The following is a 16,645-nucleotide window of genomic DNA, read 5'->3' as shown; positions in this document are numbered from 1 at the left end:
TTCCCGACAGGTGGTGAGCCCGAGGTGACCTCCTCCGCCCGCGGCGATCTGTTCGACCCGGCCTGCCCGACGCGGCGGCTGCTCGACCGGATCGGCACGAAGTGGACGTCGATGACGGTCAAGATCCTCGCCGAGGCCGCGCCGGACGAGGTGCGGTTCGCCGACCTGCGCCGCCGCATCCCGGGGGTGTCGCAGAAGATGCTCTCGGTGACCCTGCAGAGCCTCGTCCGCGACGGTCTCGTCTCGCGCCGGGTCGAAGCGACGGTGCCGCCCAAGGTGCATTACCGGCTCACCGGGCTGGGCACGTCGCTGGAATCCGCGCTCGCGGTGTTGCGGACATGGGCGGAGGAGCACATGGCCGAAGTGGATCAGGCGAACCAGGAGTCCGGCCGGTAGGCCGCCGGTCTCCGCCAGGCTGCGGAACCGGGGCTCCGGTACAGTCCCAGCGTGATCAAGAAGACACTCTCCGCTACTTTCGCGGCGGTCGCGCTCGCCGGGCTCGCCGCGTGTTCCAACCCGACCGGCAAGTCGTGGGCGATCACCTACGAGGTCACCGCCGACCAGCAGACCACCGCCACCGGCGTCTCCTACGGCGAATCCGGCAACCGGTACGAGGACAAGGTCGCGCAGCACCAGCTCACCGGCCCGCTCGGGCTGCCGTGGAAGCAGGACGTCGTGGTCAGCGCCGGACAGGACGCGTCGGTCACCGCGACGCCGTCCACCGCCGCGACGCTCGGCTGCCGGATCCTGCTGGACAAGACGAAGGAACTCGCCAAGGCCACCGCCCCCGGCCCCGGCAAGCCGGTGACCTGCAAGCACCGCACCGATTCCTGACCCGCTCCGGAGAGCGATGCCCGGGACTCAAGGCGGCGCTATGGGCGCGGCTGAGGCGTGTCGTCCGTGAGGGGAACCCTGAGGGAATCTGATTCCCCCAGGGTTCCCCTCACGGACTTGAAGAAACAGGCAGCAGGCTGAGGCCGCCCGGCTTAAGTCCCTGGCGTTGACTCCGGAAAGTCCCCAGGGGATCGCGGACTGCTCTCCGCTTCTCGGTACGCTCGTAACCTTCGGGTGAACGCGAGATGGCCGCCAGGCGAACCGGCGGACCGGAGAGGGGCTGTATGCCGAGCACGGACGGAGCTTCGGGCAGCGGGACGTACGACGCGATCACCCACTTCGGCCTGGCGATGCCCGGCTGGGTGCAGGCGCTCGTGCTGGCGTACACGTCCTACGGCCTGGTCCTCGTGGTCCCGGTCTTCGCCTGGCTCTGGTGGCGGGCACGCGCGACCGGCTCGCCCGAGCGGATGGCCGCCGCGCTGCTGGTCCCCGCCGGAACCATAGCGGCCTACGTGCTCAGCGAGATCATCAAGGCCTTCGTCCACGAACAGCGGCCGTGCCGGGGGCTTCCGCCGTCGGCGATCGTCGGCACCTGCCCGCCGGCGGGCGACTGGTCGTTTCCCAGCAACCACTCCACGATCGCGGCGGCCGTCGCGCTCGGTGCGGCTTTCGCCTGGCGCAAGGGCGCGCCGTGGCTCGCGCTGTTCGCCGCGTCGATGGGCTTCTCGCGGGTGTTCGTCGGGGCGCACTATCCGCACGACGTGCTGATCGGGCTCGCGCTCGGCGCCGGCGTGGCGCTGGTGCTGCAGAAGTACGCGCTCGGCCTGGCGGCCGGGGTCGTGCGGAGGTTCGCCGGGAAGGTGCCGTTCGGGTTGCTGGGGGTGGCACCGGAAGGTTCGGAAGCGACGAAGGTGATTCCTCCGGCGGAAGGGAAGCCTCGTCCGCGCAACGCGCAGCCGGAAACCCGCGACGCGGGCGGTCCGCCCCGGCGGCAGAATTCGCAGCCGATCCGCACCCAGCCCCGGGACGCGGGAGCCCCGCCGCGCCAGCAGAACTCGCAGCCGATCCGCACGGCCGACGCCCCGCAGAACCCGCAACCCACGCGCATCGCCGCCGCGCCTCAGCCGCGTTCCGCCGAAGCCCGGCCCCAGAACTCGCAGCCCATGCGCACCGAAGCCGCGCCGCAAAAATCGCAGCCCATGCGCGCCGCCGCACCCCAGCCCCGCCCGGCGGACGCCCCGCCGCGGAACCAGCCCCGGCCGCCCGCGCAACCCCCGGCCCGCGCGGCCAATCAGCCGCCCGCGCGCCCGGCCCGCGCGCAGCAGCCCCGTCCGGCGGGTCCGCCGCAGGCACGCACCGCGGGTTCGCCGCCGCCGCGTCCGTCGAACCAGGCTCCGGCCGGTCCGCCGCCGGAGGTCAGCCCGGGAGATCGCCCGTCGCGGCGAACTCAAGGCGCTTCGCGACCGACACCGCCTGGTCGGCGAAACGTTCGTAGAAACGGGTGAGCAGGGTCAGCGCGACCGCGATCCGCTGGTCGTGCGTCCACTCCGGCGAGGTGACCGTGGCCATGACCTGGGCGTGCAGCGCGTCCACGCGCTCGTCGGCGCGGCTCAGTTCGGCGTAACCGCCGCGGGCCTCGCCGTGCACGAGGTCGGCGACCCGGTCGGCCATCGCCGAGGTGACCTCGCCGAGTTCGGCGAACACCGGCTCCAGGTCGGCGGGCACGGTCGGTTCCGGGTGGCCGCGCCGGGCGGTGCCCGCGACGTGCGCCGCCAGGTCGCCCATCCGCTCCAGCTTCTCCGCGCAGTACACCGCGGCCAGCACCGCACGCAGGTCGCCCGCCACCGGGGACTGCAGGGCGAGCAGCGAATACGCCTCGTCCTCGCAGGCGGCCCGCTGGTCGTCGAGGTCGGCGTCGCCGCTGAGCACCTGCTCGGCCAGCGGCAGGTCCATGGCCAGCAGCGCCCGGGTGGCCCGGCGCATCGCCTCCGCCGCCGCCTCGGCCATCGCCGCCAGACGCCCGTCGAGCTGTTTCAGGTCGTCCTGGAAGCCTTCGCGCATGTCGAGCGACTTTACCGGCGGCCGGCGAAGAGGCCCGCATCGGCCAACGGCCCGGCTTCCTCGGGCTCGGCCAGCTCGTAGCTGTGGCTGCCCTCGTGCCCGCCGGGAACGCGGCAGAAGACGCCGTCGTCGGACTCCGCGCCGCACGCCGCGCGGGTTTCCAGCACCCGGCGGCCGGGCCACCAGCGCAGCCACATCAGCGGCTCCTCGCCGCGTCCGCCGACGGGCGTCGCGTGCTCGTGGCCGTGCCCGGCCTCCAGCTCGCAGAACAGCTCGGGCTCCGTCCCGCGGACCGCGACGCTCCGCAGGACCGAGCGCTCGCGCCCGGTCAGCTCCACCGGTTCGCGGCACAGCGCACCTTCGGCCATGCGGCCAGCGTAAACGGCCGCCGCCGATTCCGCGCGCAGGGCCCGGCCGCGAGCGCGTCCCGCGGGCCGGGCCCTGGTCAGACCGTGCTCAGACCCTGGTCAGCGCACCCGCTCGAGAAGCCCGAACAGGTTCTCCCAGTGCCGCTTCTCGCCTTCCTCGTGGTACGCCGCCGTGTCCGTCATCGTGTACCCGTGCGACGCGCCTTCGTAGACCTCCGACCGGTAGGTCACCCCGGCCTCGTCGAGGGCCTGCTCCAGCGTCTTGATCTGCTCGGCGGTGGCCGACGGGTCCTGGTCGGCGTGCCCGAAGTACACCTCGCCGGCGATCGAGCCGACCCGCAGGTGCGGGCTGTCCGGCTGGTCGGTGGCGAGGCGTCCGCCGTGGAACGACGCGATCGCCTTGACCCGGTCCGGGAACGCCTCGATCACGCGCAGCGCGTTCGTGCCGCCCATGCAGTAGCCGGTGATCACGACCGGGCCCGGCGCGACGCCGTCCTGCGCCGCGAACCAGTCGAGGTACTTCTCCGCGTCGCGGGTGATCGCGTCGGTGTCCAGGGCCTCGATCAGCGGCAACAGCTTGCCGAAGACCTCGCCGCGCCGCTCCGGGTCCGCCAGCGCGGCGAAGTCCACCAGCGGCGTCCGGCCGCCGCGATAGAGCAGATTCGGGGCCAGCACGGCGTATCCCGCCTCGGCGATGCGGTCCGCCATCTCCTCGATCCGCGGCCGCAGCCCGAACGCGTCCGGGAAGAGCAGCACCCCGGGGTGCGGCCCGCCGTCCGGCACGGCCAGGTACGCGTCCGCGGTCCCGTCGGCGGCCGGAACGTCCGGCTTTTCCTTGCGCATCCGCTTTGTCCTCCATTGCTTGCCGTACGTACGCAATCAATCTATCCCCGTCCGGCGATTCCGCGGCTGTCCCGTTTCCTGTCCCGTGAATGGACTGAACCACTGCGGTCGGCGGATTGACGGAGTCCGGTTTGCCCGGTCAGGATCACGGGGCCCGATCCGGGCCGCCCTCCGCAGAACGGACTGTCGATGGCCAGACCTCCTCGCTCCCCGCGCGCCCGGAACCGGGTCGCCCTCGCCGCGCTCGTCCTTTTGGGCGGGCTCGTTCCCGCGCAAGCCGCCCACGCCGCTCCCCCGCGCCAGCCGGAAATCGGCCGTCCCGCGCTCGACCGGAACGGCTGTGCCCGCATCGAAAACTCGCTGCCCACGCTGCCGGACTGGCCGAAGGTGCGCAGTGCGATGCCGGAGAACCCGGTCGACGAATGGCGGATCAAGCGGATCGTCTCCGGGATGTCGCTGGAGGACAAGGTCGGGCAGATGACCCAGCCGGAGATCGCCGCGATCACGCCGGCCGAGGTGACCCGGTACGCGATCGGGTCGGTGCTCAACGGCGGCGGCTCGTGGCCCGGCGGGAACAAGCACGCCAGCCAGCAGGACTGGCTGAAGCTCGCGGATTCCTATTGGGACGCGGCCAAGGCGACCCGGGCAAAGATCCCGGTAATTTGGGGCATAGATGCCGTGCACGGAAACAACAATGTGTACGGCTCCACGGTCTTCCCGCAGAACATCGCGCTCGGCGCGGCACACGACCCGTGCCTGGTGCGCGACGTCGAGAACTCCACTGCGCGGCAGATCCGGGCGACCGGGCAGGACTGGGCGTTCGCGCCGACCCTCGCCGTCGTGCAGGACGACCGCTGGGGCCGCACGTACGAAGGCTTCTCCGAGGATCCGCGCATCACGCGCGCCTACGGATACGAGGCCATGAACGGCCTGCAGGACAGCGCGCGGCTGCGCATCGGGCCGGGCGGCGTAATCGGCACCGCGAAACACTTCATCGGCGACGGCGGCACGACCGGCGGCCAGGACCAGGGCGTCAACGCATCGTCCGAAGCGGACATGATCAACCTCCACGGCCAGGGCTACTACGGCGCGCTCGCCGCGGGCGCGCAGACGGTCATGGCGTCGTTCAACAGCTGGACCAACCCCGACCTCGGCATCAACGAGGGCAAGATCCACGGCAGCGACAAGGTCCTCAACCAGATCCTCAAGGGCAAGATGGGCTTCGACGGCCTCGTCGTGTCCGACTGGAACGGCATCGGCCAGGTGTCCGGCTGCACCAACGCCAGCTGCCCGCGCGCGATCAACGCCGGCATCGACGTCGTGATGGTCCCGAACGACTGGAAAGCCTTCATCGCCAACACCGTCGCCCAGGTGCGCGGCGGCGAGATCCCGATGTCCCGCATCGACGACGCGGTCACCCGGATCCTGCGGGTGAAGATGCGCGCCGGGCTGTTCGAGGAGCGCAAGCCTTCGCAGCGCTGGTATGCCGGTTCGGCGGACGCGCTCACGGACAAGGCGCTCGCTCGCGAAGCGGTGCGCAAGTCGCAGACGCTGCTGAAGAACAACGGCAACGTGCTTCCCTTGGCGAGCAACGCGAAGGTGCTCGTGGTCGGCAAGAGCGCGGACAGCATCCAGAACCAGACCGGCGGCTGGACGCTGACCTGGCAGGGCACCGGAAACACCAACGCGGACTTCCCCGGTGCCACCTCGATTCTCGCTGGGCTCAAGGAAGATCTCGCCAACGTCACCTTCGACCCCACCGGCACCGTCGATCCGAAGGGTTACGACGCCGTCATCGCTGTCATCGGCGAGACTCCGTACGCGGAAGGCGTCGGCGATCTCCAGCGGAAGAGCCTCGAAGCGGCAAAGCAGTATCCGGAAGACCTTGCGGTGCTGGACAAAGTCAGCGGCAAGGGCACTCCGGTGGTGACCGTGTACGTCAGCGGCCGTCCGCTGTACGTCAACAAGGAACTCAACCGTTCCGACGCGTTCGTCGCCGCTTGGCTGCCCGGCACCGAGGGCGGCGGCGTCGCGGACATGCTGGTGCGCGGCAAGGACCGCGGCGGGTACCACGGGAAACTGCCCTACTCGTGGCCGAAGAGCGCTTGCCAGACGCCGCTCAACCCGTGGAGCCCCGGCTACGACCCGCTGTTCGCGCTCGGCTACGGCCTCACTTCGAACCAGCGGACCACCGTCGGCAAGCTCGACGAGACCGAAGGCCCGGCGCGCTGCGGATCGCACGACGGCGGCGGCACCGCGACCGAGGACCTGCCGATCTACGACCGCACGGATGTCGCGCCGTACAAGGGTTTTATCGGTTCGGCGGCGAACTGGGGCGGCACCGAGATCGGCGCGGACGGCACCGCTTCGCACCCGGAGATCACCGTGGTGCCGGCCGACGTCAACGTCCAGGGCGACGGACTGAAAGCGACGTGGACCGGCACCGGCGCGGCGCAGCTGTACTCGCAGCATCCCGGCGGCACCGACGACCTGCGCGGCTACCTCAACGCCGACGGCGCGCTCGAGTTCGACGTGATCGTGCATTCCCCGCCGGTGAACCGGACCGTGGTCAGCTTGCACTGCGTCTACCCGTGCTCGTCCGAGGTCAATGCCACGAAGCTGTTCGGCGACCTGCCCGCCGGGCAGAAGTCGACGGTGAAGATCCCGTTGTCCTGCTTCGCGAGCGGGCTGGACTTCGAGAGCGTCGACACGCCGTTCCTGGTCTACACCGACGGCGCGTTCTCCGCCTCGTTCGCGAACGTGCGGTGGTCGCCCGGCGGGGCGAAGGATCCGGACGCGCGGAAGTGCTCCGACCTCACCGGCTGAGCCGTCGGGCAATCTCCACGACCCGGGACCTGGCCGCCGTGCGCGACGCGGCGGCCAGGTCTTCGAACCCGTCCAGCGCCGGAACGTCGCCGACGCGGGTGAACTCCTGGGACACGAACGTCAGCCGCTCGACGCCCTTGTCGCCCAGGTAAGCGCGCAGATACGACTCCTGGAACTCGAACCTCTCGCGCGGGGTGCCCGGGCCGTATCCGCCGCCGCGGGCGTTGACGATCACGAAGTCCTTGTCCGCCAGCAGTTTCCGGCCGGTGTCCGGGTCGGCGAACACGCCCGGGAAGCTGATCCGGTCGATCCACGCCTTGAGCGTCGCGGGGATGCCGAAGTTGTACATCGGCACCCCGAGCAGCACGGCCCGGGCTTCGCGCACCTCGTTGACCAGCGGCAGCGTCAGGTCCCACTCGCGCTGCTCGTCGTCGTCCGCGATCAGCGTCGCGATGTCTTCCAGCGACAGCACTCCCTTGCGTTCGACCCGGCGGCCGAGCCGCGCGTACGCCTCACGCAGCGGCGGCACCGGCTCGGCGGAAACGTCGCGGTGGCGCACGGTCCCGCCGCCTCTGCGCCACTCGTCGGCGAACAGCGTGCCCAGCTGCCTGCTCACCGACGCCTCGCGGTCGGCGCTCGAATCCACGTGCAGCAAGGGCGCTAGCATGACGGTCATCCGGTTCCTCTCCTCGTCCTTGGTCCTCGGGCCGGCACCCACATGACGGATCGAGACGGGAAAAGGTGACCGATGGACGACGCACTGGCGCGGCGCTTCGAAGACGAGCGCCCGCGGTTGCACGCGCTGGCCTACCGCATGCTGGGCGCCGCGGCCGAGGCCGAGGACGTCGTGCAGGAAGCGTGGCTGCGGCTGGGCCGCACGTCCGGCGTCGACAATCTCGGCGGCTGGCTGACGACGGTGGTGTCGCGGCTGTGCCTGGACGCGCTGCGGGCCCGCCGGGAAACCCCGGTCCCGGAAGTCCCCGACGCGGCCGGAGGCAACGCGCCCGAGGACGAGGTCGTGCTGGCCGGGGAGGTCGGCCGGGCGCTGCTGGTGGTCCTGGACCGGCTCGCCCCGCCGGAGCGGGTGGCGTTCGTGCTGCACGACCTGTTCGCGGTCCCGTTCGACGCGGTCGGCCCGATCCTCGACCGCACGCCAGCGACCGCGAAGAAACTCGCCAGCCGGGCGCGGCTTCGGGTGCGCGGGGAACCGGCCGTGCCGGCCACGGAACTGGCTGAACACCGGGAAGTCGTGACAGCGTTCCTGTCCGCCGCGCGAGGCGGGGACATGGCGACGCTGCTGACCGTGCTGGCTCCGGACGTCGTCCGGCACACCGATCCCGCGATGCTGCCGCCGGGTGCCGCCGCGGTGCTGCGCGGGGCGGACGAGGTCGCCCAGGGCACGAAGCTGTTCGCGGGCAACGCCCGGCTGGCCGAACTGGCGCTCCTCGACGGGGATGTCGGGCTGGTGCTCGCTCCGGCCGGGCGGCTGGTCGGGGTGCTCAAGATCGAGGTCCGGGGCGGTCTGCTCCAGGCGTATGAAGTGGTGGTGAGTCCCGAGCGGCTGGCGGGCATGGAGATCGCGACGCTGCCCGGCCCGGCCGTATAGGTCGTTATACGATTTTGAGGCCTGCCCCAGCCCAGGGGAGGTGGCGTGCCGCGCCAGGCTGGGGCAGGCATAACGGTGCGGTGAGCGATGGGCGGGACGCTCCTAACCGCACCGAGTCTCGCGGGGTTTCTCCCGTTTCCGGAATTTGGGGAAGACGACGGTGTCCCCGTCGTCTTCCTCGTCCTCCTCGTTCTTCTCGTCCTTGACGTCCTTGATTTTCGGGATGACCTCGGTGTCGTCCTCCGCGCGTCCGGCGGCGGCCTCCTCGGCCGTCCGGCGGAATTCGGCCAGCCGCGCTTCTTCGATCTCGGCTTGGACTTCGTAGTCCAGCCGTGCCTGGAGATCGCGCACGGTCGGCCGTCCGCGCGGCGGCGGGATCGGCCGCCGCGCCCGCCAGAGCCAGATCGAGGCCAGGATCAGCAGGAAGAGCAGGCAACACACGACGATCACCGCCGGACGGCTGGTGCGGGCCGCTTCGTCGAGCGCCTCTGCTGCTGTCACGCGACGCACCCCTCGGCTTCGGAAGTGTCTTCGCTTTGCCCCACCACCATGGAGCCGGGCAGTGGCCTGGACCAGCCAGCAAACCGGGAGAAAAGCGGGCGGCAACCGAGCGAATCGCCTTGCCTTCGACACAGTGACCTGCGGTAACCTGACGACCCCGGGTTGTGGCGAAGGGGTGCCTGGCATGGCCGAACGCCGAGTGGGACTCGTCCGGGCACGCAAGGCGGCGAACCTGACTCAGGAAAAGCTCGCCGCACTGCTGCCGGCCGACGCGAAGAGCGTCCGTGCCTGGGAATCCGGACGGTCCGAGCCGCGCCCGCACCGGCGCGACCGGCTGGCCCGGCTTCTGCGCATCAGCCCCGCCCGGCTCGAGGAACTGCTCCGGGAAGGCACCGCGGCGGACCTTCGGAGACCGCCGGACGCGTCCAGCATCCTGCTGCCGGTCGTCGTGGACGGACGGCCGGTGGCGCTGCCGCTGGACGGGGCCACCGTCGCGGCCAGCGTGCTCGGCCGGATCGTGTCCGCGGCCGGCGAGGCGGCCACGCCAGCGGTTCCGATCACAGAATGGGACGCCATGAGCCCGCTCAGCCGTCGCTCGCTGCTCAGGAACGGTCTTCCGGTCGCGGCCCTGCCCGCGCTGGGAATAGGTTCGGCCGAACACGTCGCCCGGGCGCTGGAGAATCCCCGGCGATACATGGACAAATCCGTCACGCATTATTTCCGGCGGCAGCTCGACCAGTACAAATACGAGGACGGCGAACGCGGGCCGGCCAAAACGCTTCCGATGACGCTCGGCGTCTTGGACATCATCACCCGGATCGCCCGCGAGGCCGCCGCCGACGACCAGCGGGACCTGCTGCGGATCGGGTCGGAGGGCGCGGAATTCGCCGGCTGGCTCTACCGGGACCGCCGGGAAAGCCAGGATTCGCTGTACTGGCACGACCGCGCGATGGAATGGGCGCAGGCGGCGGGCGACAGCACGATGCAGGGCTACATTCTGCTCAAGAAGGCCCAGGTCGCCTACGACGAACGCGATCCGCAGCGCATGCTAGTCCTCACCAAGGCGGTGCGCACCGGCCCCTGGTCGCTCCCCCAGCGGCTGCAAGCCGAAGCCGCGCAACAGGAAGCCCGCGCCGAGGCGATGCTCGGCGCGTCGGCGGACCAGGTGAACCGCAAGCTCGACGTCGCGTGGAAACTGCTCGGCGACGCCGGTCCCGCCGAATCGCCGCTGGGCGCGCATTTCAACGCGACTCTCCTGAACATGCAGACCGCCATCTGCTACGCCGAAGCGGGCGAACCGCGCCGGTCGGTGGAACTGTACGAGAAAACGTTGAAGGAAACCCAGTTCTCCCGTCGCGACTACGGATTCTTCCTGTCCCTCATGGCGAACTCGCTAGCGCTCTCCGGCGAACCGGACCAGGCCGCGAGAACCGGCCTCGTCTCCGCCCACCGTGCGGCGGAAACGAACTCCCGCCGCACGAAAGAAGAACTCCGGCGGGTCGTCGGAGTGCTCAAACCGTGGCACAACCGTCCCGACGTACGGGAATTGCGCGAGGCACTGCACGCCTGAGCGCTACCGGAGCCATTCCCGTACCTCGTGGATCACCTGACGCTGCCATTCTTGCGTCTGCGGATCCGCGTACTTCGGGTCGTCATGCACCGCGAACCCGTGCTGCGCCCCGTCGAGCTGAACGAGCCGGTGTTCGCAGGTCAGCTCCCGATCCGCGGCCCGCGAAGACTCGATCGGCACGAAGGTGTCCTCGGTGCCGTGCACGATGAGCGTCGGCGCGGTGATGCGCGGCAGATTCTGGCGGGTCTCGAACCAGAACGCCTCGTTGAGCAAGGCCCGGCCGAGCCGGAAACCCGGCCCGTGCCCGAGATAGCCCTGTTCGTTGAGATTCGCCGCGCCGCTGGCGTCGAGGTAACCGTCGTCCGACCATGCGGACTTCTCGTCGATGAACCGCCCGCGGTAGTCGAGGAGCGGATTGAACAAGACCAGCCGCTCGACGTCGTCCGGCTGCTTGGCCGCGTAGTAAGCCGCGACGCCGCCGGAGAAACTGGCCGCCGCGAGCGAGGTCCCGACGCCCGGCACGGCGGTGGCCAGGTGCTCGATGCTGCCGCGAATCACGTTGAGCAGCGCGGAAAGCGAGAGATCCTCCTGGCGGCCTTCGCTCTCGCCGTGCCCGGGAAGATCGACTCTCAGCGAGGCGATGCCCGCCTCGGCCAGCCCCGCGGCGAGCCGGGTGAAGAAGCCGCCTTCCTCCCGCGTGACGCTGGCCCCCTGCATGAGCAGCACCGCCCGGCGAGGTCTGCCGCCCGGCTCGGTGAGGGTGCCGGCCAGGTGGAGGCCGTCCGGTGTACGAACTGTCCGATAGCTGTCGCGCGACATGGACACTCCCGGAGTTGTCGTCACTCTCCAGTGTGTCAGGTGCACGACCTCGGGGAGGGGCGAAACCGCTGGTGGAGTAACGCAAGCCACAGTTCAGCGGGCAAGCGGCCGCTTGTTCAGCGGGCTGGCGGAGGAAAGGCGAGCACTCCGCCTCGTTGACGCCCCCGTCGCCGCCGACGTACTCCGCTCCCCCGCGACAGGAGTTGTCCGCGCCGTCGGCGTTCGGCTGAAGCGACGGCAGCGGCTCAGTGATCGCGGGCACCTCGCGGATCGAGGTATCCGCCGGGCAGTTCCCACGCTCGCCGGTCGAAAATCCAGCGATGCCGCCACATCATCAGCACCGAGGCGACGCTCAGCCGCAGCCGCCGGGTGTCGTCGACAATACGTTCGCCGCGGATCGTCCACTTGGTGGTCTCGGGCGGCTGGTCCATGGCTTGAACGTACCGGCTTACTTCTTCAGCCTCCGGCTCCCGCCGTGCCAATCCTGTTCCCGCCCGGCCTCCCCCGCCGCAACCCCGAACGACGGCAGCTGCGGCATCTCCCGCAAACTCCGCTTCAGCTCGGCGAAACCCGGGAACGCGGCCAATCCCACCACGTGGTCCCACAGCTCCACCGCCTCCGCATCCGACGGCAGCCGGCTGATCACCGGCCCGAAGAACGCCACCCCGGCAGGCGGCTGGAAGTGCAGGATCGGCGTCCCCACGTCTTTTCCGGTCAGCGAAAGCGCTTCGTCCGTCTCCCGCTGGATCTCCGCGTCCCAGCTCGGATCGTCCACCGCACCGGCGAGGTCCGTCGGCAAACCGGCCCGCGACAACGCCGACGCAGCCGCCTCACGAGTGCCGTGCGCGGCCCGCGCGGGAGCAGTGTCCTCGACCAGACCGCTCTCGAAGTTCTGCTCCCCCAGCGCCTCGTACAGCGGACCGACCGCCTCGCGACCGTGCTCAGCGCGCACCGCAGCCGCCAAGCGCAGCAGGCGGAGGCCGGACGTGTGCGAAGCGTCGTACTCCGGCGGGAAGTGCGTCGCGTAGTCCAGGTGCGCGTTCAGCAGCCGCAGGGAGATGAACCGCCAGTCCACCGTGTACTCGCGCTGGCGGGCCACCTGCCGGACCCACTTGCTGGTCATCCACGCGAACGGGCACACCGGATCGAAATAGAAGTTCAGCTCCGCCATGGCCGCCAGCCTACGTCCCGGGGGGCGTCGTGAGTGGCGATCCCGGTTCTAACCGGGATCGCCACTCACGAGACCCGGCCTCAAGCGCCCTTGCTCCGCCGCCCGCCCCCGCCCGCCAGCTCCTGCCGGTGCCGCACGGCCAGCTGGACGATGTCCCGCACGTGCGGGTCCTCCAGCACGTAGACCTGCCGTTTCCCCTCGCGGCGGGCGCGGACCAGGCCGGCGAGTTTCAGCTTGCCCAGGTGGTGGCTCGCGGTCGGCACGGTCTGGCCGGTCTCCTCGGCGAGCGTGCCGACGTCCCGTTCCCCGTGCGACAGCAGCCACAGCAGGTGCAGCCGCACGGTCGCGGACAGCAGGCCGAACGTCGCGGCGGCGTCCTGCAGCAGGTCGGCGGGGAGCGGTTCCGGCGGGGCCGGGAAAGGGGTCGGCACGGGAGACATCCTCTCGGGTGGGGTTCCAGGGTGACTTAGCCCCCATCAGTTGCACAAGTGTTTGACTGTTTCCGTGATCTGCGCTCTACTGGTCCCCGGCCGGCGCGCACGCCGGTCGATGAGTCTTGCGGAGGAGGTGAGCCGGGTGACCGGCGAAGGAAGTAGTCGGCACGACCGTGCGGGAACCCGGCTGGCCAGCTAGGCCGTGGAACCCCCGCGCGGTCCGCTGACGCCCAGCTGACCTCGAGGGGACGACCATGACCCGCTTTCCCGCCCTGCGCGCCCACGGCGACGCGCCGGTGCTCACTGTTTTCCGCAATCTCGACAGCTCGCCCAAAGGCCTCACCGAGGACGAAGCGGACGACCGCCTGCGCCGTTTCGGCGACAACCGCATCGACGGCACGCTCCCCGCCACCGCCCGCGTTTGGGACGCCGCGCGCAGCCCGTTCGTCGCGCTGCTGACCACGCTCGGCGTGGTGTTCGCGGGCGTCGGCGACATTCGCGGAGCGGTGACTGTCGGCGTGATGGTCGTGCTCAGCATCGGCCTTCGCTACTGGCAGCACGCGCGGTCCGAGCGCGCGATCAGCGCGGTTCGCGACCAGATCACCACCACCGTCACGGTCCGCCGTCGTGCGGCGGCGGATTTTCCCGGCACCGAGCGTGAAGTGCCGACCTCCGACCTCGTTCCCGGCGACGTCGTGCTGCTCGGGCCCGGCGACGTGATCCCCGCTGACGTCCGCATCGTGGCGGCCAAAGACTTCGTGGTCGACCAGTCGGCGCTGTCCGGCGAGGCGATGCCGGTCGCGAAGCGGGCGCCCCAGCTCGGGCAGCACGAGGAGCACGAGCTGGTCGAGACGCCCGCGCTCGGGTTCGCGGGGACGTCGGTGGTCGGCGGAACCGCCACCGCGGTGGTCGCCGCGACCGGCAGCGAGACCTACTTCGGCGCGCTGGCCAAGCAATCCGCGGAACCGCGCGCGGAATCCAGCTTCGACGCGGGCGTGCGCCGGGTCGGCTGGACGCTCGTGCGGTTCATGCTCGTGATGGTGCCGATCGTGCTCGTCGTCAACGGCACGGTCACCGGGGACTGGGCGCAGGCCGGGATGTTCGCCGTCGCGGTCGCGGTCGGCCTCACGCCGGAGATGCTGCCGGTCATCGTCACGACGAACCTGGCGCGCGGCGCGGCGGCGCTGTCGCGGCGGCAGGTGATTGTCAAGCGGCTCAACGCCATTCAGGATCTCGCCGCGATGGACGTGCTGTGCGTCGACAAGACCGGCACGCTCACCGAGGACCGGATCGCCTACGCGCACAGCGTCGACTACTCCGGCAGCCCGGACGGCGAGGCGGCCGAGTACGCGGGCCTCGCGGTGCGCTTTCAGACCGACCGGCACGACCGGCTCGACGAAGCGATCGAGACCCTCTTCGACGGAGAAGACGACCTGGTCACGGACGCGCTGTTCACCGGCGTCGCCGAGATCGGCTTCGACCACGCGCGCCGCCGGGCGAGCGTCGTGGTCCGGCGCGGCAGCGAGCATTTGCTGATCAGCAAGGGCGACCCGGACGAGATCCTGCCGCGCTGCAGCCACGCGCGCCGCGACGGCGTCGTCGCCGAATTCGACGACGCCGCCCGGATCGGCGCGGAGGAGCTGGTGCGCGCGTACGCCGAGCACGGCATGCGGGTGCTCGCGGTAGCCGCCCGCGAAGTCAACGCCCGGCTCGACGGATTTGACGAAACCGACGAGAACGAGATGATCCTCGTCGGTTTCGTGGGATTCGTCGACCCGGTCCGCGACGGCGTCGTTAACGCGGTGAAAACCCTTGGCGAGCAAGGCGTCGCGCTGAAAGTGCTGACCGGGGACAACCGGCACGTCGCCGCCCGCGTCGCGGAGTCGGCGGGCATCCCGGTCGGCGAAGTCGTGCTCGGCCAGCAGGTCGAAGCGGCGGACGACGCTGAACTGCGCGAAATCGTCAAGGACACCACCGTTTTCGCGAAGCTCACGCCAGCGCACAAGGCGCGCGTCGTCACGGCGTTGCGGGAGAACGGCCGCGCGGTCGGCTTTGTCGGCGACGGCGTCAACGACGTCACCGCTCTGCGCACCGCCGACGTCGGGATCGCCCCGGACACCGCCACCGACGCGGCCAAGGACGCGGCGGATCTGGTGCTGCTGGAACGCGACCTCGACGTGCTCTCCCGTGGTGTGGCCGAAGGACGGCGGACGCTCGGCAACACGCTGAAGTACGTCAACATCACCGCCGCGTCGAACTTCGGCAACGTGCTGTCGGTGCTCGCGGCCAGTGCGTTCCTGCCGTTCCTGCCCATCCTGCCGATCCAGCTCGTGGTGTCGAACCTGCTCTACGACCTGGCGCAGCTGGCGCTGGCCTGGGACCGGGTCGACGACGAGTACCTCAGCAAACCGCGCCGATGGGACGCGCGCGGCCTGACCGGCTTCATGCTCGTGTTCGGACCGCTGTCGTCGCTGTTCGACCTCGCGACGTTCGCGGTGCTGTGGAACGTCTTCGGCGCGGGCGCCGATCCGTTGCTGTTCCAGACCGGCTGGTTCGTCGAGGGCTTGCTGTCGCAGCTGCTGGTAGTGCTCGTCCTGCGTGGACGCGGCACTCCCCTGCGCGCCAGCCGCCCGGTCGTCCTGGCCGCGGCAGCTGCCGCAACGGTCGGCCTGCTGCTGCCGCTGTCGCCGCTCGCCGGACCGTTGCGGATGCAGGAGCTGCCCGCCGGCTACCTGGTGTGGCTGGTGCTCGTGCTGGTCGGCTACGGGCTGGCCGCGCAAGTAGCGAAGCGCGGCTACGCGCGCCGCCGTACGTGGTGGTAACCGTCCTTTTTCAAAGCCTTTCCAACCCTTTCTAAAGACTTTTCGCACTAAACACAGTGGGAGCACAGATGACGACTGTGGAGATGTTGCTGCGCCTTGGCACCGGCGTCGGCCTCGGCACCGTGATCGGATTCGAACGCCAATACCGCGCCCGGATGGCCGGATTGCGGACAAACGCGCTGGTCGCGGCCGGTGCGACGTTGTTCGTGCTGCTGTCCGCGCACGGGTTCCACGGAGCGAGCGCCGACCCCACCCGGGTCGCCGCGCAAATCGTGTCCGGAATCGGTTTTCTCGGCGCGGGCGTGATTCTGCGCGAAGGACTGACCGTGCGCGGACTCAACACCGCCGCGACGCTGTGGTGTTCCGCCGCGGTCGGGGCCTTGGCCGGAACTGGGCTGTACCTGGAGGCCGCCGCCGGCACCGCCGTGGTGATGGCGGTGAACATCGCGCTGCGCCCGCTCGGCCGGGTGGTCGACCGCCGCCCGGCGACCGGTCGCGAAACCCCGACGTCGTACACCTTCCTGGCGGTGACCAAGGACGATTCCGAAGCGCACGTCCGCGCGTTGCTCGTGCAGGCGCTGGCGCGCACCGATTTCGCCCTGCAGTCGGTCACCAGCACCAATGCCGAAACCGAAGGACAGGTGCAGGTGCTCGCCGAACTGTGCGCCGATCAGCGCGACGACAAGCAGATGGAGTCGGCGGTGAGCCGGCTGTCCATGGAGCCTTCGGTAACCAGCGTGCGCTGGCAAGCCGAACTCACCTACTCCGAGCGAGACAGCGAGAACTAGAC

The 16,645-nt window shown here is 70.4% G+C and carries 17 protein-coding genes; 8 read left to right on the top strand and 9 right to left on the bottom strand.

Annotated features, from left to right (window positions below; all coding sequences use genetic code 11):
- Positions 1 to 24 precede the first annotated feature (24 nt).
- The 3 genes from ACFSVL_RS24410 to ACFSVL_RS24400 all read left to right on the top strand — a co-directional run bounded on the left by ACFSVL_RS24410 (position 25) and on the right by ACFSVL_RS24400 (position 2,339).
- A complete protein-coding gene (locus ACFSVL_RS24410; RefSeq protein WP_378307861.1) occupies positions 25 to 396 on the top strand; it encodes a winged helix-turn-helix transcriptional regulator in 372 nt (123 codons plus the stop codon).
- A 51-nt stretch (positions 397 to 447) separates the two neighbouring features.
- Positions 448 to 834, top strand: coding sequence for a hypothetical protein (locus ACFSVL_RS24405; protein WP_378307860.1), 387 nt, complete (start codon positions 448 to 450; stop codon positions 832 to 834).
- Positions 835 to 1,118: 284 nt separating this feature from the next.
- Positions 1,119 to 2,339: a phosphatase PAP2 family protein gene (locus ACFSVL_RS24400; RefSeq protein ID WP_378307859.1), complete on the top strand. Its 1,221-nt coding sequence runs from the start codon at positions 1,119 to 1,121 to the stop codon at positions 2,337 to 2,339.
- On the opposite strand, the gene ACFSVL_RS24395 is transcribed toward ACFSVL_RS24400, so the two are convergent.
- From ACFSVL_RS24395 to ACFSVL_RS24385, 3 genes are all read right to left on the bottom strand, one after another.
- On the bottom strand, positions 2,251 to 2,895 hold the full coding sequence (locus ACFSVL_RS24395; RefSeq protein WP_378307858.1) for a phosphate signaling complex PhoU family protein: 645 nt from the start codon (positions 2,893 to 2,895) through the stop codon (positions 2,251 to 2,253). The two genes, ACFSVL_RS24400 and ACFSVL_RS24395, sit on opposite strands and share 89 nt — an antisense overlap.
- Before the next feature lie 11 nt (positions 2,896 to 2,906).
- Positions 2,907 to 3,263 carry a hypothetical protein gene (locus ACFSVL_RS24390; RefSeq protein ID WP_378307857.1) on the bottom strand — a complete coding sequence of 119 codons (357 nt, stop codon included), beginning with the start codon at positions 3,261 to 3,263 and terminating at the stop codon, positions 2,907 to 2,909.
- A gap of 99 nt (positions 3,264 to 3,362) precedes the next feature.
- A complete protein-coding gene (locus ACFSVL_RS24385) occupies positions 3,363 to 4,106 on the bottom strand; it encodes a dienelactone hydrolase family protein (protein ID WP_378307856.1) in 744 nt (247 codons plus the stop codon).
- Between the two features lie 189 nt (positions 4,107 to 4,295).
- On the opposite strand from ACFSVL_RS24385, the gene ACFSVL_RS24380 reads away from it, so the two are divergent.
- The gene (locus tag ACFSVL_RS24380) at positions 4,296 to 6,932 is read left to right on the top strand and encodes a glycoside hydrolase family 3 protein (RefSeq protein ID WP_378307855.1); all 2,637 of its coding nucleotides are present in this window, start codon (positions 4,296 to 4,298) and stop codon (positions 6,930 to 6,932) included.
- Here ACFSVL_RS24380 and ACFSVL_RS24375 read toward each other — a convergent pair.
- Positions 6,922 to 7,608: an FMN-dependent NADH-azoreductase gene (locus ACFSVL_RS24375; protein ID WP_378307854.1), complete on the bottom strand. Its 687-nt coding sequence runs from the start codon at positions 7,606 to 7,608 to the stop codon at positions 6,922 to 6,924. The genes ACFSVL_RS24380 and ACFSVL_RS24375 overlap by 11 nt on opposite strands.
- Before the next feature lie 72 nt (positions 7,609 to 7,680).
- On the opposite strand from ACFSVL_RS24375, the gene ACFSVL_RS24370 reads away from it, so the two are divergent.
- Complete coding sequence (locus ACFSVL_RS24370) at positions 7,681 to 8,538, top strand: sigma-70 family RNA polymerase sigma factor (protein WP_378307853.1); 858 nt, start codon at positions 7,681 to 7,683, stop codon at positions 8,536 to 8,538.
- Positions 8,539 to 8,640: 102 nt separating this feature from the next.
- Here the strand turns inward: ACFSVL_RS24370 and ACFSVL_RS24365 are convergent, their stop codons facing one another.
- On the bottom strand, positions 8,641 to 9,039 hold the full coding sequence (locus tag ACFSVL_RS24365; RefSeq protein WP_378307852.1) for a hypothetical protein: 399 nt from the start codon (positions 9,037 to 9,039) through the stop codon (positions 8,641 to 8,643).
- Between the two features lie 184 nt (positions 9,040 to 9,223).
- On the opposite strand from ACFSVL_RS24365, the gene ACFSVL_RS24360 reads away from it, so the two are divergent.
- Positions 9,224 to 10,609, top strand: a complete 1,386-nt coding sequence (locus ACFSVL_RS24360; protein WP_378307851.1) for a helix-turn-helix domain-containing protein — start codon at positions 9,224 to 9,226, stop codon at positions 10,607 to 10,609.
- Positions 10,610 to 10,612: 3 nt separating this feature from the next.
- Here the strand turns inward: ACFSVL_RS24360 and ACFSVL_RS24355 are convergent, their stop codons facing one another.
- The 4 genes from ACFSVL_RS24355 to ACFSVL_RS24340 all read right to left on the bottom strand — a co-directional run bounded on the left by ACFSVL_RS24355 (position 10,613) and on the right by ACFSVL_RS24340 (position 13,039).
- Positions 10,613 to 11,428 carry an alpha/beta hydrolase gene (locus ACFSVL_RS24355; RefSeq protein WP_378307850.1) on the bottom strand — a complete coding sequence of 272 codons (816 nt, stop codon included), beginning with the start codon at positions 11,426 to 11,428 and terminating at the stop codon, positions 10,613 to 10,615.
- Between the two features lie 245 nt (positions 11,429 to 11,673).
- Positions 11,674 to 11,859, bottom strand: a complete 186-nt coding sequence (locus ACFSVL_RS24350; protein WP_378307849.1) for a hypothetical protein — start codon at positions 11,857 to 11,859, stop codon at positions 11,674 to 11,676.
- A 17-nt stretch (positions 11,860 to 11,876) separates the two neighbouring features.
- On the bottom strand, positions 11,877 to 12,599 hold the full coding sequence (locus tag ACFSVL_RS24345; protein ID WP_378307848.1) for a mycothiol-dependent nitroreductase Rv2466c family protein: 723 nt from the start codon (positions 12,597 to 12,599) through the stop codon (positions 11,877 to 11,879).
- An 80-nt stretch (positions 12,600 to 12,679) separates the two neighbouring features.
- Positions 12,680 to 13,039 (bottom strand): ArsR/SmtB family transcription factor, encoded by a 360-nt coding sequence (locus ACFSVL_RS24340; protein WP_378307847.1) that lies wholly within the window; start codon positions 13,037 to 13,039, stop codon positions 12,680 to 12,682.
- 248 nt (positions 13,040 to 13,287) lie between these two features.
- Between ACFSVL_RS24340 and mgtA the strand changes: the two genes are divergently transcribed.
- Both mgtA and ACFSVL_RS24330 read left to right on the top strand, forming a co-directional pair.
- On the top strand, positions 13,288 to 15,855 hold the full coding sequence (gene mgtA, locus ACFSVL_RS24335) for a magnesium-translocating P-type ATPase (RefSeq protein ID WP_378307846.1): 2,568 nt from the start codon (positions 13,288 to 13,290) through the stop codon (positions 15,853 to 15,855).
- A gap of 68 nt (positions 15,856 to 15,923) precedes the next feature.
- Positions 15,924 to 16,643 (top strand): MgtC/SapB family protein, encoded by a 720-nt coding sequence (locus ACFSVL_RS24330; protein WP_378307845.1) that lies wholly within the window; start codon positions 15,924 to 15,926, stop codon positions 16,641 to 16,643.
- Positions 16,644 to 16,645 lie beyond the last annotated feature (2 nt).

The organism is Amycolatopsis silviterrae (genome assembly GCF_042684085.1).
GTDB classification, from domain to species: domain Bacteria; phylum Actinomycetota; class Actinomycetes; order Mycobacteriales; family Pseudonocardiaceae; genus Amycolatopsis; species Amycolatopsis silviterrae.
The sequence above is the reverse complement of the archived record's forward strand: the minus strand, read 5'-3'. Positions and strand labels throughout refer to the sequence as shown.